Origin of the sequence: Rhizobium sp. R711 (assembly GCF_002211365.1) — a bacterium.
Classification (GTDB): Bacteria; Pseudomonadota; Alphaproteobacteria; order Rhizobiales; family Rhizobiaceae; genus Rhizobium.
Genome location: NZ_LOKZ01000016.1, coordinates 21,565 through 40,342 on the forward strand (window position 1 = coordinate 21,565; position 18,778 = coordinate 40,342).

General features: G+C 60.8%; 18 protein-coding genes. 11 read left to right on the plus strand and 7 right to left on the minus strand.

Annotation, left to right across the window (positions count from 1 at the left end; all coding sequences use genetic code 11):
- The first annotated feature begins 57 nt into the window (after nt 1–57).
- The 6 genes from ATY80_RS16750 to rplI all read left to right on the plus strand — a co-directional run bounded on the left by ATY80_RS16750 (nt 58) and on the right by rplI (nt 5,784).
- The gene (locus ATY80_RS16750) at nt 58–1,101 is read left to right on the plus strand and encodes an aldo/keto reductase (RefSeq protein ID WP_088693500.1); all 1,044 of its coding nucleotides are present in this window, start codon (nt 58–60) and stop codon (nt 1,099–1,101) included.
- A gap of 197 nt (nt 1,102–1,298) precedes the next feature.
- Entirely contained in the window at nt 1,299–3,074 is a 1,776-nt protein-coding gene (locus ATY80_RS16755; protein WP_088693501.1) for an adenylate/guanylate cyclase domain-containing protein, read from the plus strand.
- Between the two features lie 255 nt (nt 3,075–3,329).
- Nucleotides 3,330–3,788 (plus strand): 30S ribosomal protein S6, encoded by a 459-nt coding sequence (gene rpsF / locus ATY80_RS16760; RefSeq protein ID WP_088693543.1) that lies wholly within the window; start codon nt 3,330–3,332, stop codon nt 3,786–3,788.
- 12 nt (nt 3,789–3,800) lie between these two features.
- The gene (gene rpsR, locus ATY80_RS16765) at nt 3,801–4,049 is read left to right on the plus strand and encodes a 30S ribosomal protein S18 (protein ID WP_004680498.1); all 249 of its coding nucleotides are present in this window, start codon (nt 3,801–3,803) and stop codon (nt 4,047–4,049) included.
- 154 nt (nt 4,050–4,203) lie between these two features.
- A complete protein-coding gene (locus ATY80_RS16770) occupies nt 4,204–5,187 on the plus strand; it encodes a DUF2232 domain-containing protein (RefSeq protein WP_088693502.1) in 984 nt (327 codons plus the stop codon).
- 21 nt (nt 5,188–5,208) lie between these two features.
- Nucleotides 5,209–5,784, plus strand: a complete 576-nt coding sequence (gene rplI, locus ATY80_RS16775) for a 50S ribosomal protein L9 (RefSeq protein WP_088693503.1) — start codon at nt 5,209–5,211, stop codon at nt 5,782–5,784.
- Nucleotides 5,785–5,844: 60 nt separating this feature from the next.
- Here rplI and ATY80_RS16780 read toward each other — a convergent pair whose 3' ends face one another.
- From ATY80_RS16780 to ATY80_RS16790, 3 genes are read right to left on the minus strand one after another with little or no spacing between them, the layout of a single operon-like run.
- Nucleotides 5,845–6,909 carry an HlyD family secretion protein gene (locus ATY80_RS16780; protein WP_088693504.1) on the minus strand — a complete coding sequence of 355 codons (1,065 nt, stop codon included), beginning with the start codon at nt 6,907–6,909 and terminating at the stop codon, nt 5,845–5,847.
- Between the two features lie 16 nt (nt 6,910–6,925).
- Nucleotides 6,926–8,602 (minus strand): MFS transporter, encoded by a 1,677-nt coding sequence (locus tag ATY80_RS16785; RefSeq protein ID WP_088693505.1) that lies wholly within the window; start codon nt 8,600–8,602, stop codon nt 6,926–6,928.
- Nucleotides 8,603–8,612: 10 nt separating this feature from the next.
- On the minus strand, nt 8,613–9,056 hold the full coding sequence (locus ATY80_RS16790) for a MarR family transcriptional regulator (RefSeq protein ID WP_088693506.1): 444 nt from the start codon (nt 9,054–9,056) through the stop codon (nt 8,613–8,615).
- Nucleotides 9,057–9,397: 341 nt separating this feature from the next.
- Between ATY80_RS16790 and ATY80_RS16795 the strand changes: the two genes are divergently transcribed.
- Nucleotides 9,398–10,894, plus strand: a complete 1,497-nt coding sequence (locus tag ATY80_RS16795; protein ID WP_088693507.1) for a replicative DNA helicase — start codon at nt 9,398–9,400, stop codon at nt 10,892–10,894.
- A 31-nt stretch (nt 10,895–10,925) separates the two neighbouring features.
- Here ATY80_RS16795 and ATY80_RS16800 read toward each other — a convergent pair whose 3' ends face one another.
- The 3 genes from ATY80_RS16800 to ATY80_RS16810 all read right to left on the minus strand — a co-directional run bounded on the left by ATY80_RS16800 (nt 10,926) and on the right by ATY80_RS16810 (nt 12,821).
- Nucleotides 10,926–11,228, minus strand: a complete 303-nt coding sequence (locus tag ATY80_RS16800; protein ID WP_088693508.1) for an AzlD domain-containing protein — start codon at nt 11,226–11,228, stop codon at nt 10,926–10,928.
- Nucleotides 11,225–11,929 (minus strand): AzlC family ABC transporter permease, encoded by a 705-nt coding sequence (locus ATY80_RS16805; RefSeq protein ID WP_088693509.1) that lies wholly within the window; start codon nt 11,927–11,929, stop codon nt 11,225–11,227. Before ATY80_RS16805 ends, ATY80_RS16800 begins: the two co-directional genes overlap by 4 nt.
- A gap of 70 nt (nt 11,930–11,999) precedes the next feature.
- Nucleotides 12,000–12,821 (minus strand): AraC family transcriptional regulator, encoded by an 822-nt coding sequence (locus ATY80_RS16810; protein WP_088693544.1) that lies wholly within the window; start codon nt 12,819–12,821, stop codon nt 12,000–12,002.
- Between the two features lie 179 nt (nt 12,822–13,000).
- Here ATY80_RS16810 and alr point away from each other — a divergent pair, with 179 nt between their 5' ends.
- Complete coding sequence (gene alr, locus ATY80_RS16815) at nt 13,001–14,167, plus strand: alanine racemase (protein WP_088693510.1); 1,167 nt, start codon at nt 13,001–13,003, stop codon at nt 14,165–14,167.
- Between the two features lie 4 nt (nt 14,168–14,171).
- Here alr and ATY80_RS16820 read toward each other — a convergent pair whose 3' ends face one another.
- Complete coding sequence (locus tag ATY80_RS16820) at nt 14,172–14,807, minus strand: LysE family translocator (protein WP_088693511.1); 636 nt, start codon at nt 14,805–14,807, stop codon at nt 14,172–14,174.
- A gap of 150 nt (nt 14,808–14,957) precedes the next feature.
- Here ATY80_RS16820 and radA point away from each other — a divergent pair, with 150 nt between their 5' ends.
- The 3 genes from radA to purF all read left to right on the plus strand — a co-directional run bounded on the left by radA (nt 14,958) and on the right by purF (nt 18,746).
- Nucleotides 14,958–16,361: a DNA repair protein RadA gene (gene radA / locus ATY80_RS16825; protein WP_088693512.1), complete on the plus strand. Its 1,404-nt coding sequence runs from the start codon at nt 14,958–14,960 to the stop codon at nt 16,359–16,361.
- Between the two features lie 93 nt (nt 16,362–16,454).
- Nucleotides 16,455–17,084 carry a CvpA family protein gene (locus ATY80_RS16830; RefSeq protein WP_088693513.1) on the plus strand — a complete coding sequence of 210 codons (630 nt, stop codon included), beginning with the start codon at nt 16,455–16,457 and terminating at the stop codon, nt 17,082–17,084.
- Nucleotides 17,085–17,255: 171 nt separating this feature from the next.
- Entirely contained in the window at nt 17,256–18,746 is a 1,491-nt protein-coding gene (gene purF, locus ATY80_RS16835) for an amidophosphoribosyltransferase (protein ID WP_088693514.1), read from the plus strand.
- The last annotated feature ends 32 nt before the right edge of the window (nt 18,747–18,778 follow it).

An 18,778-nucleotide genomic window follows, 5' to 3' on the forward strand; every position in this document is an offset into this window, starting at 1 on the left:
AGATTTGCGCCGTCCTTCCAGACCATTTCCTTTCCAGATCACCTTCAGGGCTTTCAGATGAAGTACAAGACACTTGGCCGCACGGATATTTCCGTGTCCGAAATCTGCCTCGGCACCATGACCTGGGGCACGCAAAACACGGAGGCCGAAGCGCATGAGCAGATGGACTATTCCGTCGAGAAAGGCGTGAACTTCTTCGACACAGCCGAGCTTTACCCGACCACGCCGGTCTCCGCGGAGACGCAAGGCCTGACCGAAGATTACATCGGCAGCTGGTTTCAGAAGACGGGCAAGCGCAAGGACATCGTGCTCGCCACGAAGGTCGCGGGTCCTGGCCGTTCGTATATCCGCAATGGCGACGGCGCCGACGCGAAGAACATTCGCCTGGCGATCGAGGCAAGCCTGGGCCGGTTGAAGACCGACTATATCGACCTCTATCAGATTCACTGGCCGAGCCGAGGGCATTTCCATTTCCGGCAAGCCTGGCACTACGATCCTTTCAAGCAGGACCACGCCAAGGCCATCGGCAATATCACCGAAATATTGGAAACAACGGGCGCCCTTGTCAAAGAGGGCAAGATTCGTGCGTTCGGACTCTCCAACGAAACGACCTGGGGCACCCAGAAGTATCTTACGCTTGCCGAACAGCTCGACCTGCCGCGCGTCGCCACGATCCAGAACGAATACAATCTGCTCTACCGCCACTACGATCTCGACATGGCGGAGCTGTCGCATCATGAGAATGTCGGCCTGCTCGCCTATTCCCCCCTCGCCGGCGGCATTCTGAGCGGCAAATATCTTGACGGCGCCAAGCCCGACGGCTCGCGCGGATCGATCAACGGCGATCTCGGCGGTCGCCTGCAGCCCTTGCAGGAAGCACCGACGAAGGCCTATCTCGACATCGCCGAACGGCACGGCCTCGACCCTTGCGCGATGGCGCTCGCCTTCTGCCTCAGCCGCCGCTTCATGACGTCGGTGATCATCGGCGCTACCACGATGAAACAGCTTGAAACAGACCTGGGTTCGGTCAGTCTCAAGCTGTCGCACGAGGTCTTGGCCGAAATCGAGGCTGTTCATCGCCAGTACCCGATGCCGATCTAAGGCGACAGGTGACGCGTCACGATCTGGCCTACGAGGGCCAGATCGCTTACTGAATTCCTATCGAGGCACGTCTCCCGCAAAGCGTCCACAACGAGAAGTTTCGGCAACTTTGCAGTCGCGGCAATTTCCGCTTCTCGGTCCTGCGCAATTCAGCTAGGCTTAAAAGGCTCTGTGCAGGGCCGCGGGGAGCTCATTCCGTGGAACGGAAGCTCGCAGTCATACTTGCCGGCGACGTTGCCGGTTACAGCCGCCTTGTTGCAACCAACGAGGAGGATGCGCTTGCGACACTGAGCGTCTACAGCACCACGATTGGTGACCTCGTGTGCGAGCACGGCGGGCGGATTTTCGGCAGCGCTGGAGACAGCGTAGTGGCCGAATTCCACAGCGCAGTGCAAGGCGTCCGTGCAGCGGTCGCCATCCAGCGCGCCCTCAATCGCCGAAATGCGGACCTGCCGGTGGATCGACGGATGGAATTCCGCCTCGGGCTCAATCTCGGTGACGTCGTCGTCTCGGGAGACAATCTGCTCGGTGACGGCGTGAATGTCGCCGCCCGCCTTCAGGAGGTGGCGCTGCCTTCCGGCATCTGCATTTCCGGTGCGTTGCGCGAGCAGATCGAGGGCAAGCTGGACTTTCCTCTCGTTCCGATGGGCGACCGTACGCTTAAGAACATTCCGCGGCCGGTGCCTGTGCATCGGGTACACTGGAGCCGTGAGGACCCCGTCGAGGCAGGAGCGCTCAGCGGGCCCCTCAGACTGCCCGACAAGCCCTCGATCGCAGTGTTGCCCTTCGTGAACATGTCTGACGATCCCGAGCAGGAATTCTTTGCGGATGGACTGACCGAAGACATCATCACTGCGCTTTCGCTTTACCGCTGGTTTTTCGTCATCGCCCAGAACTCATCCTTCGCGTATAAGGGGCGCGCGGTCGATGTGAAGCAAATCGGGCGCGATCTCGGCGTGCGCTATGTCGTGGAAGGCAGTGTGCGCAGGGCCGGGACACGGGTTCGCGTCACAGGCCAGCTGATCGAAGCCGAGAGCGGCGTTCACCTCTGGGCACAGCGCTACGACCGCGAAATCGCGAATATCTTCGCCATTCAGGACGAGCTCACCCAAAATGTCGTTGGCGCCATCGAGCCGGAAATCCTGATAGGTGAGAGCCGCCGGGCACTGCTCAGAACGACAGACAATCTCGATGCTTATGAAAGCCACATGCGCGGCACTTGGCTGCATAATGCGCAGGATACCGCCGAGCATTTCATCGAATCCATAGCCTGGCATCGCCGAGCCATCGAGCTCGATCCCGATTTCGCACGCGCCCACATGATGCTGGCTCGTTCGCTCTACGCGCGCTGTTTCCACGGCTTCAGCGACGATGTCGACAGGGACAGCACCGAACTTCGAGCAGAGGCAGAGCGCGCAGTCGCGCTTGATCCGCGCGATCCCTACTCTCACTACGCGATGTGCCTTGGCCATTTCGTTGCCCACAACGCCCCGGCCGCCGTCGAAGAAGCGCAGCAAGCTATCGATCTCAATCCCAATTTCGCCCTGGCGCATATGGGGCTCGGATGGGCCAGAATCTTCACCGGCTATTTCGCGGAAGCTTACGATCCTCTCCACATGGCCCTACGGCTTAGCCCACATGATCCCCTAGCCTATCTCATCCACGACCGGCTCGCGTTGTCGAACTATCATCTCGGCAACTACGAGGAAGCGATTCACTATTCCGAACGTGGGCTGTCGCTCCGCCGTGCCTACTTCAACCGAGTCGTGCTTCTTGCAAGCTTGGGGCAGCTCGGCCGTCATGACGAAGCCCGGCGGCTGATACCAGAGATCCTGGCAAACGTACCGGCAGACCTCGAGCACTATTGGAAGATCCTGACGCCCTACGTTGACCCGGGCCACTACGACCATTTCGTCGACGGGTTGCGCAAAGCGGGGCTGCCCTCGTTGAACTCGCAGCGAGAACATTGCTGACGTCCCTTGCGTTTCCGCGAAAAATCCGTATAAGCCGCCCTGTTCGCAAACCCGGTCTTCTGGCTGGTGGCTGAACGGAGGGCCGGTTTTCGTGAAGAAAATCGTCGGAACGGAAGCGTTCCAGCCTCCCGTGTCTCCGCTCTCGACCGTCTCGGAACGCTTTTCTTGCTTGGCGCTTGCCGCCTCTCAGGAGCAGTCGTTGAGGCTTAGCCGCCGAATATCGGGTTGATCAAACGCAAGAAAGGCAAAGCTGTCATGGCTCTTTATGAACATGTATTCCTTGCCCGACAGGATATTTCCGCTCAGCAGGTTGATGCCCTCGTAGAACAGTACAAGGGCGTACTCGAAGCTAACGGCGGCAAGGTCGGGCGCGTAGAAAACTGGGGCCTCAAGTCCCTCACCTACCGCATCAAGAAGAACCGCAAGGCTCACTATGTTCTCGTCGACATCGACGCGCCGGCTGCTGCCGTGCAGGAAATGGAACGTCAGATGCGCATCAGCGAAGACGTCCTGCGCTACATGACGATCGCTGTTGAAAAGCACGAAGAAGGCCCGTCTGCCATGATGCAGAAGCGCGACCGCGACGACCGCGGCCCGCGTGATGGCGCCGACCGTGGCCCGCGCCGCGAATTCGGTGACCGTCCGCCGCGCCGTGACGGCGACTTCCAGCGTGGCCCGCGTCCGGACCGTGCTCCCCGCGAAGACCGTGCATAAGGAGATCTGAGAATGTCTGAAGCTTCCTCCGCACCGGTTCGTCGCCCGTTCCACCGTCGTCGCAAGACTTGCCCGTTCTCCGGCGCAAACGCTCCGCGCATCGACTACAAGGACGTTCGTCTCCTGCAGCGCTACATTTCCGAGCGCGGCAAGATCGTCCCTTCCCGTATCACGGCTGTTTCTCAGAAGAAGCAGCGCGAACTCGCTCAGGCGATCAAGCGCGCTCGTTTCCTCGGCCTGCTGCCGTACGTCGTCGCTTAATCGGCTGACGGGACCAAATCGAGGGAAGACAGCAATGCCTTCCCTTCTCCCTTTCGCGATGGGCGCGGATCGGAACTCTTAAAACCCATGTTGAGGCATTCTGAAATCGATTCAGGAGAACCCTCTAACTGCTTGATGAAGCAGGACAGCGACCGTGAACCAACTGAACACAAAAACGCTAGGCATCGGCGCGCTCGCCGGATTGACCGCCGCACTTCTGGTGCTCGGCGCGAGCCTGCAGCCGTCGTTCAGTGCGGTCCTCTACGCTGCTTCGGCACTTCCCATTCTTCTCGTCGGCCTCGGCTGGGGCAACATGGCGGCAATCGCCGCCGTCGTCACCGCCGCTGCAGTCGGCGCGATCGCCATCTCGCCGTCCTTCGCGCTGATGATGACGCTGGTCACGCTGCTGCCGGCCGGGTGGCTGAGCCACCTTGCAAACCTTGCCCGCCCGGCCTCCGAACTCGGCGGCCCCGAGCATCTGATGGCTTGGTATCCGCTTTCGGATATCCTGCTGCACCTCTGCGGCCTCGTTACGATCGCGGTGATCGTCGTCGGCGTGATGATCGGCTACGGTCCTGAACTCATCGATCGCCTGGTCGATGTCCTGTTCGGGTCGCTTGCACAGCAGCAGCCCGAGTTTTCGCCCGATCCGGCAGTGACGACGCAAACCAAGTCGCTCGTTCTGCTCATGCTACCTGCCATTCAGGGCGGCATGTGGGTGGTCATGCTGTTTGCCGCCTACTACGTCGCGACCCGGATCGTCAGCGCATCCGGCCGCAGCCTGCGTCCCCGCGAGGATATCCCCTCGGCGCTGCGCATGAACCGCAACTCGATCTTCGTATTTCTTGTCGGTCTTGCCGCCACCTTTTTCGGCGGCATGCCGGCGATGATCGGAGCAACCGTCGTCGGCACGTTCGGCGCCGGCTTCCTGCTCTCCGGCTTCGCCGCGCTGCACTTTCGCACGCGCGGCAAGGATTGGCGCCTTCCGGCGCTCATCCTCTGCTACCTGGCATCGCTCGTCCTGATGGTGCCAGCCTTTTTCATCCTCGTGGTGGGCTTGAGCGATACCCGCAAGGCGATCGCTCTGACCCCGAACAAGGATGCCGATGCCCCCAAACAGACAGATTCGAAAATCTAGAGACACGAAAGGAACACGAACATGGAAGTCATTCTTCTTGAACGCATCTCCAAGCTCGGCCAGATGGGCGAAACCGTAAAGGTTCGCGACGGCTTCGCTCGTAACTACCTCCTGCCGCTCGGCAAGGCGCTTCGCGCCAATGAAGCCAACAAGAAGCGTTTCGAGTCCGAGCGCGCAACGCTCGAAGCTCGTAACCTCGAGCGCAAGTCGGAAGCGCAGAAGGTCGCCGACGTTCTCGACGGCAAGTCCTTCATCGTCGTTCGCTCCGCCGGCGAAACCGGCCAGCTGTACGGCTCGGTTGCTGCTCGCGATGTCGTAGACATCCTCGCTGCTGAAGGCTTCAACATCGGCCGCAACCAAGTTCACCTGAACACGCCGATCAAGGCCATTGGCCTGCATAAGGTTGAGCTGCAGCTCCACGCTGAAGTCGAAATCCACGTCGAACTCAACGTTGCTCGTTCGGCTGAAGAAGCTGGCCGTCAGGCCAAGGGCGAAACCCTCACCTCCGTCGATGCCATCTACGGTGTTGACGAAGACGCCCTGCGTCCGGAAGACTTCTTCGATCCCGAAGCCGACCTCGAAGGCGACGAAGCTTAATTTTTCCGAGAGATCCTCTCTGGAAATGAACGAAAGCCCGGTTCGCGCCGGGCTTTCTGCTTATTTGGCGGCTGTGTTCTGCTGTGGTGGAGCGCTCTTGTCGACGTCGACGACGACGGAAAGCCCCGGCCCCAGATCCTTGACGACCGGCTGGTCGGAATCAAAACCGATGCGCACGCCGACGCGCTGTGCAATCTTCACGAAATTCCCTGTCGCATTGTCGGCCTTGATGACCGCGAACTCCGACCCGGCTGCGGGCGAGAAGCGCTCGATGTATCCCCTCAGTTTCTGCTTACCGAGCGCATCGACCGTGATCGTCACCGGCTGCCCGACCTGCATACCGTACAGCTGCGTCTCCTTGAAATTCGCGACAACCCAGACATCCTCCGGCACAACCGCCATGAGCTGCGTTCCCGCCGTCACATATTGCCCAACACGTACACCGACTTCGCCGAGATGACCGTCACGCGGCGCGACAATCCTGGTGTTCTGCAGGTCGATTTCCGCGAGATGCACCGCGGCTTCCGCGCTTGCGACATTGGCTTCCAGAAGCGAGCGATTGACGATGATTGTTGCAAGATTTTGCTTGGAAACCTCAAGCGCAGCCTTTGCCTGGTTCACGGCCGCCTTGGCCTGGTCAAGCGTCGCCTGCGCGGCCTCTGTCTCACTCTGCGATGCAATGCCGCGGTTGCTGAGGTTGTTGACGCGATCCCATGCCTGCTGCGCGCGCGTCAGCGCTGCGTTTGCGCTGTCGATCTGTGCCTCGCTGGAGGCGATGCTCGCCTTTGCCGCAAGCTCGGACTGGCGGGAATTCTCCAGCGACGCCTTCTGCCCGTCGAGCGCCGCACGCGCTTGGGCAAGCTTCTGAGCGTAGATGCGGTCGTCGATCTGGACAAGCGTATCGCCCTGCTTGACCTGCTGATAGTCCTTCACGAGCACATCGACGACATAACCGCTGACCTGTGGGCTCATGATCGTGACATAGCCCCGAACATAGGCGTTGTCAGTCGTTTCAACCGACGTGACAAACGGCGGCAAGCGCCATGCATAGAGAACGAGAAGGACACCGGCGATGCCGGCGAGGACTGCGATGATAGTCGAGGGAGACCGAAGGAACTTCAACATGCTGGGACCCCTGAGATCACGATTGAGCGGGCGTTGCATCGGGCTGGCTTGTCCGTGGCCAAGGTAGCCGGCGCCACGCTTGATGCAGAAGAATGACCATCAGGCCGAAGACGGAGGAGAAGCCGATGACCAGGAAAGTGTCGTTGTAGGCGAGAATATAAGCTTCGCGGCTGACCTGCTGAGCGAGCAGCACCAGACCTTCGGCGTTGAGCAGCATCTTGTCGCCGAGGACCTTGCCATACACCGCGCTCAACTGAGAGATGCGCTGCGCCACGATCGGGTCCTGCAGCAGGATATGCTCGACGAGCACATTCGAGTGGAACTTCTCCCGGATTGTCACGAACGTTCCGAGCATCGCGGAGGCGAAGAGCGAGCCAATGCTCTGCGTGAATACGAAGATTACCAGGAAGTTGACGATGTATTGCCCGCCCCGGGAGATGGCGGCCTTAAAGCCGTTCGCCATGACAGGCGGCAGGAACATCGCCGCGCCCGCGGCAACCATCGCCTGGCTCAGATACATCTGAGGCGGTCGCGTCAGGCTCGTCGACTGGCTGTCCAGAAAGGCGCCGCCAGCAATGAGGGCGAGCGCCAGCACATGGGCAGTCTCGACATAGCGTGTCGTCATCAGAAACGCGCAAAAAAGCCCACCAACCAAAGAGGCGAAAAGGATGATCGCATAAAGGGTCACTGTCTGATCGTTCAGAAGCCCGAGCTGCTGATAGAAGTTGGCGGCCGTTGACGACTGCTCCGAGGAGACGAAGCGGAAAAGAAGCAGGACGCCCGCCATGCGCATATTGGCGCCCGAGAACAGCCAGCGGAAATCGATCAGGGGACTGGTGCGCGGCAGCTCCATGGCCAGCATGAGTGCAAGCGAGCCGACCGATACCGCCAACAAGACGCCGATCCAGGGTGCCTCGAACCACCAATAGAGCCGGCCCAGCGTCAGTACAACGGCAAGACAGCCGAAGCCGACCGCCAGCAGGAGATAGCTCAGTATGTCGTGTCGTTGAATGACGTTTGCCCGAGGCGGCGCCGTGAGCGGCAGTAGGTAGATGATAGGAAAGACAATGAGCGCGAGCCCCATCTCGAACATATAGAGCGCCTGATACCCGCCGAAGTGCAGCAGCGAGGGTGAGACGATGCGCGCGATGGGAGACGCAAACAGCGTGCTCATCAATGCGAAGCTGATCCCGAGCGAGAGCTTCTTTTCCTGAGGGAACGGTTCCAGCATGTACAGGAAGCCGAGCGTCGAAAGAGGTGCAGCTGCCATGCCGCTCAGGGCGCGCACGACGATCGCGGAATGCAGGTCAGTGATGAGGAGATTGAGCACCGCCGCAACGATGAAACAGATAATGCCGAGTTCCGCGAAACGCCTAAGACCGTACTGGGTACGGATCTTGAAGAGTGCGATCGACATGCTGGCGTAAGGTGCCATATAGGCCGCCGAGAGCCAGGATATTTCAGTAGTGGTCGCGGAAAACGAGCCTTGCAGCTGATAGATGTTGGCGGTCAGCAGGTTCATGCCAAGGCCCTGCGTCAGAAAAAGCAGAACCGAGGCCCCCATGTAGAGCGGCATCTTCCAGGCCGGCATCGGCACGCCCGCTGCCGGTGGCGGTTGCTGTTGCGCGTCCGGCTTCGCCGCCTCGGCGGGCCTTGGCGCCACATTGTCGTTGGCGGTCTCGGCGAGGCTCATTGGCAGGACCTCAAATTCCGCGAATGCCCTGCAGGTTGGCTTGCATGGCCCGTATCACGTCCAAAGTAGTCTTCAGATCATTTTCGGGAATACCGGCGATGACCTGAGCCCGCACTTTCACGGCGATGTCATCGATCTCGCCGGCCACGACCTTGCCGGTTTCCGTGATGTAGATTTCCTTGGCGCGTCGATCGGAGCCGGCTACGCGCCGCTGGACGAAGCCCTGCCCTTCCATCGCATCGAGAATCCTGACGAGCGTTGGCGTCTCGAGCTCCAGCCTGTCGGCCAGTTCTCGCTGGTTGATCCCGTCCTTCTTGTTGAGCGTGAAAAAGACGCGGGCGCGCGGCAACGTCATATTGCGCTCCCGCACTATCTTGTCGAAGACGGCCCTGAGCTTGCGATTGAACGCTGCAAGATCTTCGATGAGCTCACGTCCGAGAACGGGATTTCCCATATATTTCAGTCCTATTTTGTTAGTGTACTAATTATATCTTTGCTATCTATATTGTTTTCCGATCTTTTTCAAGAGGCGGCGGCCTCTGTTCGGGTGCAAGTCTCGCCCGGCGGGCTTACACTACCACGTGAGGCACGATGGAAGTGAGTCGTTTCTGGCCGTGTTCCGCAGGTGACACTTTCGGTATTTTTGTACCGACAGCAAGTGCGGCTGTGGAGAAGTCGAACAACGGGCAAAGCCTCCCGGTATCGACGGTGGCGTGGAAGGGACCTCGCTTCCTCACTTGATTTTGTCGCCTGCGCGCGCCACACCCGAAGCTGAAGAAGACAGAACGGATTACGATGAACGACGTCGCTCGAAAGATTGCCGCCGTTGCTCCCGCGGAGCAGCACTACCGGGAAGCACCCAACAATATCGAAGCCGAACAGGCGCTTCTCGGCGCGATCCTGATGAACAACGACGCCTATTACCGGGTGTCGGACTTCCTGAAGCCGATCCATCTTTACGAACCGCTGCACCGCAAGATCTTCGAAGTCGCGGGCGACATCATCCGCATGGGCAAGATCGCCAATCCGGTGACGATCAAGACCTTCCTGAAGGCCGACGAGAAGGTCGGCGACATGACGGTCTCCGAATACCTCGCACGCCTTGCCCGTGAAGCGGTCACCATCATCAACGCCGAGGACTACGGCCGGGCGATCTACGACCTGGCACTGCGCCGCGCGCTGATCACGATCGGCGAAGATGTTGTCAATATCGCCTATGACGCGCCGCTCGACATGCCGCCGCAGGCGCAGATCGAGGATACCGAGCGTCGTCTATTCGAACTCGCAGAAAACGGCCGCTATGACGGTGGCTTCCAGTCGTTCAACGACGCGGTGGCGCTGGCGATCGACATGGCCGCCGTCGCCAAGGAACGCGATGGCGGTCTTTCGGGCATCTCGACCGGCATTCTTTCGCTAGACGGCAAGATGGGCGGCCTGCAGCGCTCCGACTTGATCGTGCTTGCCGGACGTCCTGGTATGGGCAAGACCTCGCTCGCCACCAACATCGCCTACAACATCGCCGCCGCCTACGAGGGCGAGGTGCAGCCGGACGGCAGCACGAAGGCAAGGCAGGGCGGCGTCGTCGGCTTCTACTCGCTTGAAATGTCGTCCGAACAGCTCGCCACCCGTATCATCTCCGAGCAGACGGAAGTCTCCTCCTCGAAGATCCGCCGCGGCGACATCAACGATGCCGATTTCGAAAAGCTCGTCGCCTGCTCGATGATGATGCAGAAGGTGCCGCTCTACATTGACCAGACCGGCGGTATTTCGATCGCCCAGTTATCGGCACGCGCCCGCCGGCTGAAGCGCCAGCGCGGTCTCGACTGCCTGGTGGTCGACTACATCCAGCTGATGACCGGCTCGGGTAAGTCGGGCGAAAACCGCGTGCAGGAAATCACCCAGATCACGACCGGCCTGAAGGCGCTCGGCAAGGAGCTGAACGTCCCGATCATCGCGCTCTCCCAGCTTTCGCGTCAGGTGGAAAGCCGCGACGACAAGCGCCCGCAGCTCTCCGACCTTCGTGAATCGGGCTCGATCGAGCAGGACGCCGACGTGGTGCTCTTCGTGTTTCGTGAAGAATATTACGTCAAGAACCTCGAGCCTCGTGATCCCAACGATCCGAAGTATGCGGAATGGGAAGCCCTCTTCGACAAGGTGAAGGGCACAGCCGATGTCATTATCGCCAAGCAGCGCCACGGACCGACCGGCACCGTAAAGCTCGCCTTCCAGTCGGAGTTCACGCGCTTTGCGGATCTCGCCGACCCCTCCTTCATCCAGTACGAAGAGCACTGACGGGACCCTTCCCGTCAGCACAATACTCAATCTACAAGCCGACAGCTCGCAGGATGGCAACGCTAGCCACGCCGACGGCAACACTTGCGAGCATCGGCAGGCGGCGCGCTGCGAGCGCCGTCACGAGGCAAGCAGCCGTTTCGGCCCAGCCCGTCGCAAAGGCCGTGGGCGCGATCACCGCCATCAGGACTGCCGGCGGTATAGCCTCGATGGCCGTTCGGGTCTGTTCGGTCATGGCGACGTGGCGAATGAGGAGCAGGCCGCTCATGCGGGTCAGCACCGTTGCCACCGCCATGGCGAGGATCGCCAGAAGCGTATTTATCTCCAGGGTCATGCCGCAACCGCCTTTGTCTTGACCGTCCACAGCGCCGCAGCAAATCCGGCGAGCGCACCGGCTGCGATGTACCAGACACCTGGCACGAACTGGTGAACCAGGACGGCCGCTAAAGCGCTCGCAGCCAATACCGAACCCGTCTCGCGGCCCTTCCAGAACCCCATCGCCAACACGACAAAGACCGCGGGAAAGGCGAAGTCGAGCCCGATGGCGGCGGGGTCGCCTAGGAACGCACCGAGAGAGGCGCCGATCAGCGTGGAGGCGACCCAAGCCAGATAGAACGGCATGGCGATGCCTGCGAACCTTGAAGGCGTCAAGCGCGCAACGCCTGCTCGGAATTCCGCGATCGCCCATATCTCATCGGCGAGGAACAGCATGGCCGCATATCTTCGCCAGCCCGAGAAGGCCTGCATCTTCGTCCCGAGGGATGCGCTCATCAGGACGTGGCGGATATTGACGAGCAGTGCGGCAAAGCCGACGCCTGCCCAGCTAGCCGGGTACGTCCATATGTCCATCGCGACGAACTGCGAACCACCAGCGAATACGAGCGCGCTCATCAAAGTCGCCTCCAGCGCCGACAGGCCTTTCGTGACCGAAACCGCGCCGAAGACGAGACCGATCGGAACAACGGCGACGACGAGCGGCAGAATTGCCTTCGCGCCGTCAAGAAAGTCCCCGATGGGTCGTCTTTGAGTGAGCATTGGAACCTCCAGAACTGCCAGAGCCCGGAGCTGTAAGCCGCCACACCGCGACCGTCTTGAACGAAAGTGATCAGCCCGCGCGATATTGCCCCGGGGTAACACCGGTGCGCACCTTGAAATGTCGGGTGAAATGCGCCTGGTCGGCGAATCCGCACTGGATCGCCACATCGGCGGGCGCCTGTCCCGCCTGCAACAATTTGCGCGCCTCGCGCACCCGCTTGTCGGTCAGGAACGCATGCGGGGTGATGTGATATTCGCGACGGAACGCCCGGATGAGATGCGCGCGGCTCAATCCTGCGACATCGGCCAATTCGTCAAGCCCGATGTCACTGTCGAAATTGTCGGTCAGGTAGTCGCGAGCGCGACCAACCGCGGTGCGCTCCTTCGTATCCACCGGCACGACGATCGTGCTGCCGTAACGCTGGAAGATTGCCGCAAGCACGCGAAACATCCCTTCCTCCGATTCCAGGGCTCCGGCGCCGCTCTCCAGCACGCTATGGGCCGCATGGAAGGCCGCGGCCATCTCGGGATCGTTGAGAAGCTCCTTCGGGAAGGACGGCGTGGCGTTGAAGGCCTTGCCGGTCACGTCTTCGAGGATATCGACGAAGAGCGTGGTATCGGGATAGATCATTCGATAGCGATACCCTTCGCCGCCCGGGACGCCGTCATGCACGACGCCTGGGTCGATGAGATACAGGTCGCCTGCGCCCGTCTCCTCCCGGACTCCCTTCATCGTCGCGATCTGCGTGCCGCTTTCGATCGCGCCGATCGAGAAAGTGTCATGGGCATGAGGCGCATATTCATGCGTCAGAAAGCTTGCGCTCAGGCATTCCATGTTGCGGAATCTGCGGTCGCGCCAGAAGCGCGCCCGTTCGAGACCGGCCAGCGGCATCGCGTCGGCCGCCTCTTTCTGCGATACATTCTCCATCGAACCAGCCTACTTCAGGCGCGCCTCTGCGTCTTGAACAAAAGTGATCGCAAGATCGATATCTCCTTGGCTTGCGTTTACTTTGCCTTATTGATCTCTAGACTGCCACGCGACGAGTACCCTCCCTACCTTTGTGAAGCACGATGACTGATTTTGTTGATAGTTTCGAAGATGAAGATCCATTCGACTCCGCCGGCCTGCGGCTGACCGTCGACCTGACGGCACTGACGGAAAACTGGAAAGACATGGCGCGACGCTCCGGCAAGGCCCGGGCCGCCGCGGTCGTGAAGGCGGACGCGTACGGCACCGGCATCGAAGACGCCGGCGAAGCGCTGTTTATGGCGGGCGCGCGCGATTTCTTCGTCGCCACCGTCGATGAAGGCGTGACGCTACGGCCCTATGCCCCCGATGCGCGCATCTTCGTCCTCTCCGGCATCTGGCCGGGCACGGAGCGGCGCTTCTTCGAAAACGATCTCGTGCCGGTGATCTCGTCGGAAGAACAACTCGCTTTCTGGATGGCGGTGCTCGCCGAATACGGCGACTATCCCTGCGCGCTCCACGTCGACACGGGCTTCAACCGGCTGGGCCTTTCCGTGGACGAGGCGATCGCGCTTGCCGACGACGTCTCGCGTCCGGCAAGTTTTGCACCGGTGCTCGTCATGAGTCATCTCGCCTGCAGCGATGACGATTCCTCGGAAATGAACCGGCAACAGCTTGAATCATTCCGGCAGATTAGCGCCGCCTATGAAGGTATCGATTCAAGCCTTGCGGCTTCCGCCGGCATCTTCCTCGGCAGCGATTACCACTTTGACCTGACGCGCCCCGGCATCGCGATCTACGGCGGCGAAGCCGTCAACGGCATGGCGAACCCCATGCGGCCGGTGGTGACCGCCGAGGCCCGGGTCCTTCAGGTTCGCACGGCCAAGGCGGACGAGTCCGTGGGCTACGGCCGCGCCATGCGATTGACCCGCGACAGCAAGCTCGCCATCGTGTCGGCCGGCTATGCCGATGGATATCTGCGAAGTCAGTCGAGCGGTGGTGTCCCCTTGCGCCAGGTCGTACCGCAGGGAGGTTACGGCTTCGTGGCTGGCCGGAAGATTCCCGTTGCCGGCCGCGTCACCATGGACCTGACGATTTTCGATATCACCGACCTTCCGGAAAACGCAGTGCGCGCAGGCGATTACGTGGAACTGTTCGGAAAGAACGTACTCGTCGACGATGTCGCTAGGTCGGCGGGTACGATCGGCTACGAAATCCTGACCAGCATCGGCCTTCGGCACGAACGGCGTTACCTGTACGAGGAAGACTAAGGACCTAGCGCGTCGTTAGCGCCAGCCGCACGCCGAGTGCCACCAGCAGCGCCCCAAGGCCGCGATCGAGCCAGAGGCCGATGCTCTTTCTGCGTTTGATGAGATCGGCGAGGCGCCCTCCCGCCAGGATGAGCGGCGGCTCGATGAAGGCTGCAACGACAATGATGAGTACGCCGTGGACCGCCAGCTGTAGCCAGGTCGGTCCAGCGCCCTCGACCACGAATTGCGGCAGGAAGGCGAGGAAGAAGATCGCGACCTTCGGGTTCAAAAGCGAAACGAGGATGCCCTGCCTGTAGACACGGCTCCAGGGCAGGACGTCTTTCGCCGCATTGACCAGACCGCCCTCGCCCTTCGAGCGCAATGCCTGAATGCCGAGCCAGACGAGGTAGATCGCGCCGACCCACTTGACCACCGAAAAGGCCAGCGCGGAGGCGGCGAGGATCGCGGAAAGGCCGAATGCCGCCATGGCCACATGCAGGCAGGCGCCGGTCCAGATGCCGAAGAGCGCGGCAAAGCCGGTCTTCGTCCCGCTCTTGACGGTGTGGCCGAGAATGAAAGCCATGTCAGGGCCTGGCGACAGGTTCAGCAGAACCGCTGCGGTCAAGAACGCAATCCAGTGCGCGAGCGAATAGTCCAGCATCTCGTGGCCTCCAAGATAGTGGAGAACAAGTGCCACCGCAGCCCCTGATAGGGAAATCATTAGTTTTGATCGGTGCCGCGAATGATTATTTGAGCAGTCCAACTGATTCGATGCGACGCGCTAGCTACCATCCAACCGAAAGCATGATTGATGGCGAAGGCCAGGACACAATTCATCTGCCAGAGCTGCGGCGCGGTTCATAATCGCTGGGCGGGCAAGTGCGATAACTGCGGCGAGTGGAACACCATCGTCGAGGAAGACCCAATGGGCGGCATCGGAGGTGGACCGGCAAAGACGCCGAAAAAGGGCCGCCCGGTCACGCTGACGACGCTGTCAGGAGAAATCGAGGAAGCGCCGCGCATCCACACAGGCATCTCCGAACTGGATCGGGCGCTTGGTGGCGGCTTCGTGCGCGGCTCGGCTGTGCTGATCGGCGGCGATCCCGGCATCGGCAAATCGACGCTGCTGATGCAGGGGGCGGCGGCCCTTTCGCGCCGCGGCCATCGGATCATCTATGTCTCGGGTGAAGAGGCAGTCGCGCAGGTACGGCTGCGGGCGCAGCGTCTGCAGGCCGCCGATACCGATGTGCTGCTCGCCGCGGAAACCAACGTGGAGGACATTCTGGCAACTGTGGCGGAAGGCAAGCGGCCGGATCTTGTGATCATCGACTCCATCCAGACGCTCTGGAGTGAACTTGCCGAATCCGCTCCCGGAACCGTGACCCAGGTGCGCACCGGCGTTCAGTCGATGATCCGCTTCGCCAAGCAGACTGGTGCTGCGATGGTTCTCGTCGGTCACGTCACCAAGGACGGCCAGATCGCAGGCCCGCGTGTCGTCGAGCACATGGTCGATGCCGTCCTCTATTTCGAAGGCGATCGCGGCCATCACTACCGTATCCTGCGCACGGTCAAGAACCGTTTCGGGCCGACCGACGAGATTGGCGTCTTTGAAATGTCGGACAAGGGGCTCCGAGAGGTCGCCAATCCCTCCGAACTGTTCCTTGGTGAACGCAACGAGAAATCGCCGGGCGCTGCCGTCTTTGCCGGAATGGAGGGCACGCGCCCGATCCTGGTCGAAGTGCAGGCGCTCGTCGCGCCGACATCGCTCGGCACCCCTCGCCGCGCCGTCGTCGGCTGGGATTCGGCGCGGCTGTCGATGATCCTTGCCGTACTCGAGGCCCATTGCGGCGTGCGGCTTGGCCAGCACGACGTCTATCTGAACATCGCGGGCGGCTATCGCATCTCGGAGCCGGCCGCCGATCTCGCAGTCGCCTCGGCACTGGTTTCGTCGCTTGCCGGTATTGCCCTGCCGGCCAATTGTGTCTATTTCGGCGAAGTCAGCCTGTCGGGCGCCGTCCGGCCGGTTTCACATACGTCCCAGCGCCTCAAAGAAGCCGAGAAGCTGGGCTTTTCTGCCGCGCTGCTTCCCTCGGCGTCAGCCGACCTGCCGAAGGGTTCCGGCGGTCGCTGGAGCGAGATCGAGAGCCTTCCGGACCTGGTTGCACGTATTGCCGGGTCGAAAGGTGCTCTGCGACGTGTGGAAGAAGAGGTTTGATCCTTTCATCGCCAGCATCGGTGATGTTATAGGATGCACGCAATGAGGCGCGACCAAGCCGTAGATAAACGGCGGTCCTGGAGTTGAATTTATATGCCCATTACGATTTTCGACGGTATTGTCATCGGCGTCGTTCTTTTCTCCGCCGTACTTGCAATGGTACGCGGCTTCTCCCGCGAAGTTCTTTCGATCGCAAGCTGGGGCGGCTCCGCAGCCGCCGCATACTATTTTTATCCCTACCTCGTGCCTTACGCGAAGAAGTACACGGATGACGACCGTATCGCGATCGTCGGCTCGGCCGCGGTGGTGTTCCTGATCGCGCTGATCGTGATCTCCTTCATCACCATGAAGATCGCAGACTTCATCATCGACAGCCGGATCGGCGCTCTGGACCGCACTTTGGGCTTTCTCTTCGGCGCGGCTAGGGGCATACTTCTTCTCGTCGTCGCCGTCGCTTTCTGGAACTGGCTCGTGGACGTGGATCACCGCCCGGCCTGGGTGAACAACGCCAAGTCGAAGCCGTTCCTGGACTCGATGGTGGTCAAGTTGCAGTCCGTACTGCCGGCAGAATTCGCGCAGATGGTGCGGGCGAGCGTGATGGACAAAATTCAGCCGCAGGGCGGCAATACTGAGAGCGGCAGCGCGCCGGCATCCGACCAGGCGGCGCCAGCCGAAGATGCAGCGCCCGCCCCTGCAACCGGTGCACAGCAGCCGTCTAATTGACGCAGTGTTCAACAGCTTGACCCGCCACCTGGCAATTGCCATTTGAGCGGAACGTGAATAAAGGTCCGGCCGGGCATCCGCTCTGCCGGGCCTCAGCCGTTTAAAACGCATGATTACGGCATCATGCTATGGAAAGCCGATCCATTCTTGTGAGAGCAAAGGCCCGCATCGATGAACCAGTCTCATTCCTTGACGCTCAATGATGAATTCGATGGAGACACCCTCCACGAAGAATGCGGCGTCTTCGGCATTCTTGGCCATGATGATGCGTCTACCTTGACGGCGCTCGGCCTGCATGCCCTCCAGCATCGCGGGCAGGAAGCAGCCGGTATCGTCTCCTTCGACGGACTGCGCTTCCACTCCGAACGACATATGGGCCTGGTCGGCGATCACTATACCGACCCGACCACCCTCGCCCGCCTTCCCGGCAACATCTCGATCGGCCACAATCGCTATTCAACGACCGGCGAAGTAGCGCTCCGCAACGTGCAGCCGCTCTTCGCGGAACTTGAAGTCGGTGGCATCGCCATCGCCCACAACGGCAACTTCACGAACGGCCTGACGCTTCGTCGCCAGCTCATCGCCGGTGGCGCTATCTGTCAGTCCACCTCCGATACGGAAGTCGTTCTCCACCTCATTGCGCGCTCGCGCTACACCTCTACCGCCGACCGCTTCATCGACGCCATCCGCCAGATGGAGGGCGGTTATTCGATGCTCGCCATAACGCGCACGAAGCTCATCGCGGCGCGTGATCCCACCGGCATTCGTCCCCTCGTCATGGGTGAACTCGACGGCAAGCCGATCTTCTGCTCGGAGACCTGCGCGCTCGACATCATCGGCGCGAAGTTCGTTCGCGACGTCGAGAACGGCGAAGTCATTATCTGCGAAATCCAGCCTGATGGTTCGATCTCGATCGACGCTCGCAAGGCTGGCAACGGCCAGCCGGAGCGTCTCTGCCTGTTTGAGTATGTCTACTTCGCCCGTCCGGATTCCGTCGTCGGCGGCCGCAGCGTCTATGTCGCCCGCAAAAACATGGGCATCAACCTAGCCAAGGAATCTCCTGTCGAGGCTGATGTCGTCGTTCCCGTTCCGGATGGCGGCACGCCTGCTGCGCTTGGCTATGCACAGGAGAGCGGCATCCCGTTCGAATACGGCATTATCCGTAACCACTATGTCGGCCGTACCTTCATCGAACCGACGCAGCAGATCCGCGCCTTTGGCGTGAAGCTTAAGCATTCCGCCAACCGGGCGATGATCGAAGGCAAGCGCGTCGTGCTCGTCGACGATTCGATCGTGCGCGGCACTACCTCCCTGAAGATCGTGCAGATGATCCGCGACGCCGGCGCTAAGGAAGTGCATATCCGCGTCGCCAGCCCGATGATCTACTATCCCGATTTCTACGGCATCGACACGCCGGACCGCGAGAAACTGTTGGCGAACCAGTACGACAGCCTCGAAGCCATGTGCAAATATATCGGCGCCGACTCCCTGCAGTTCCTGTCGATCAACGGCCTTTATCGCGCCGTCGGCGGGGAGGACCGTAACGACGCCCGCCCGCAGTTCACCGACCACTACTTCACCGGCGATTATCCGACCCGCCTTCTCGACAAGGACGGCGAAACGATGGGCCGCAAGGTTTCCTTGTTGGCGACCAACGGCTGACAGCCATTCGCTTTGACATTTGACCAAGGGGC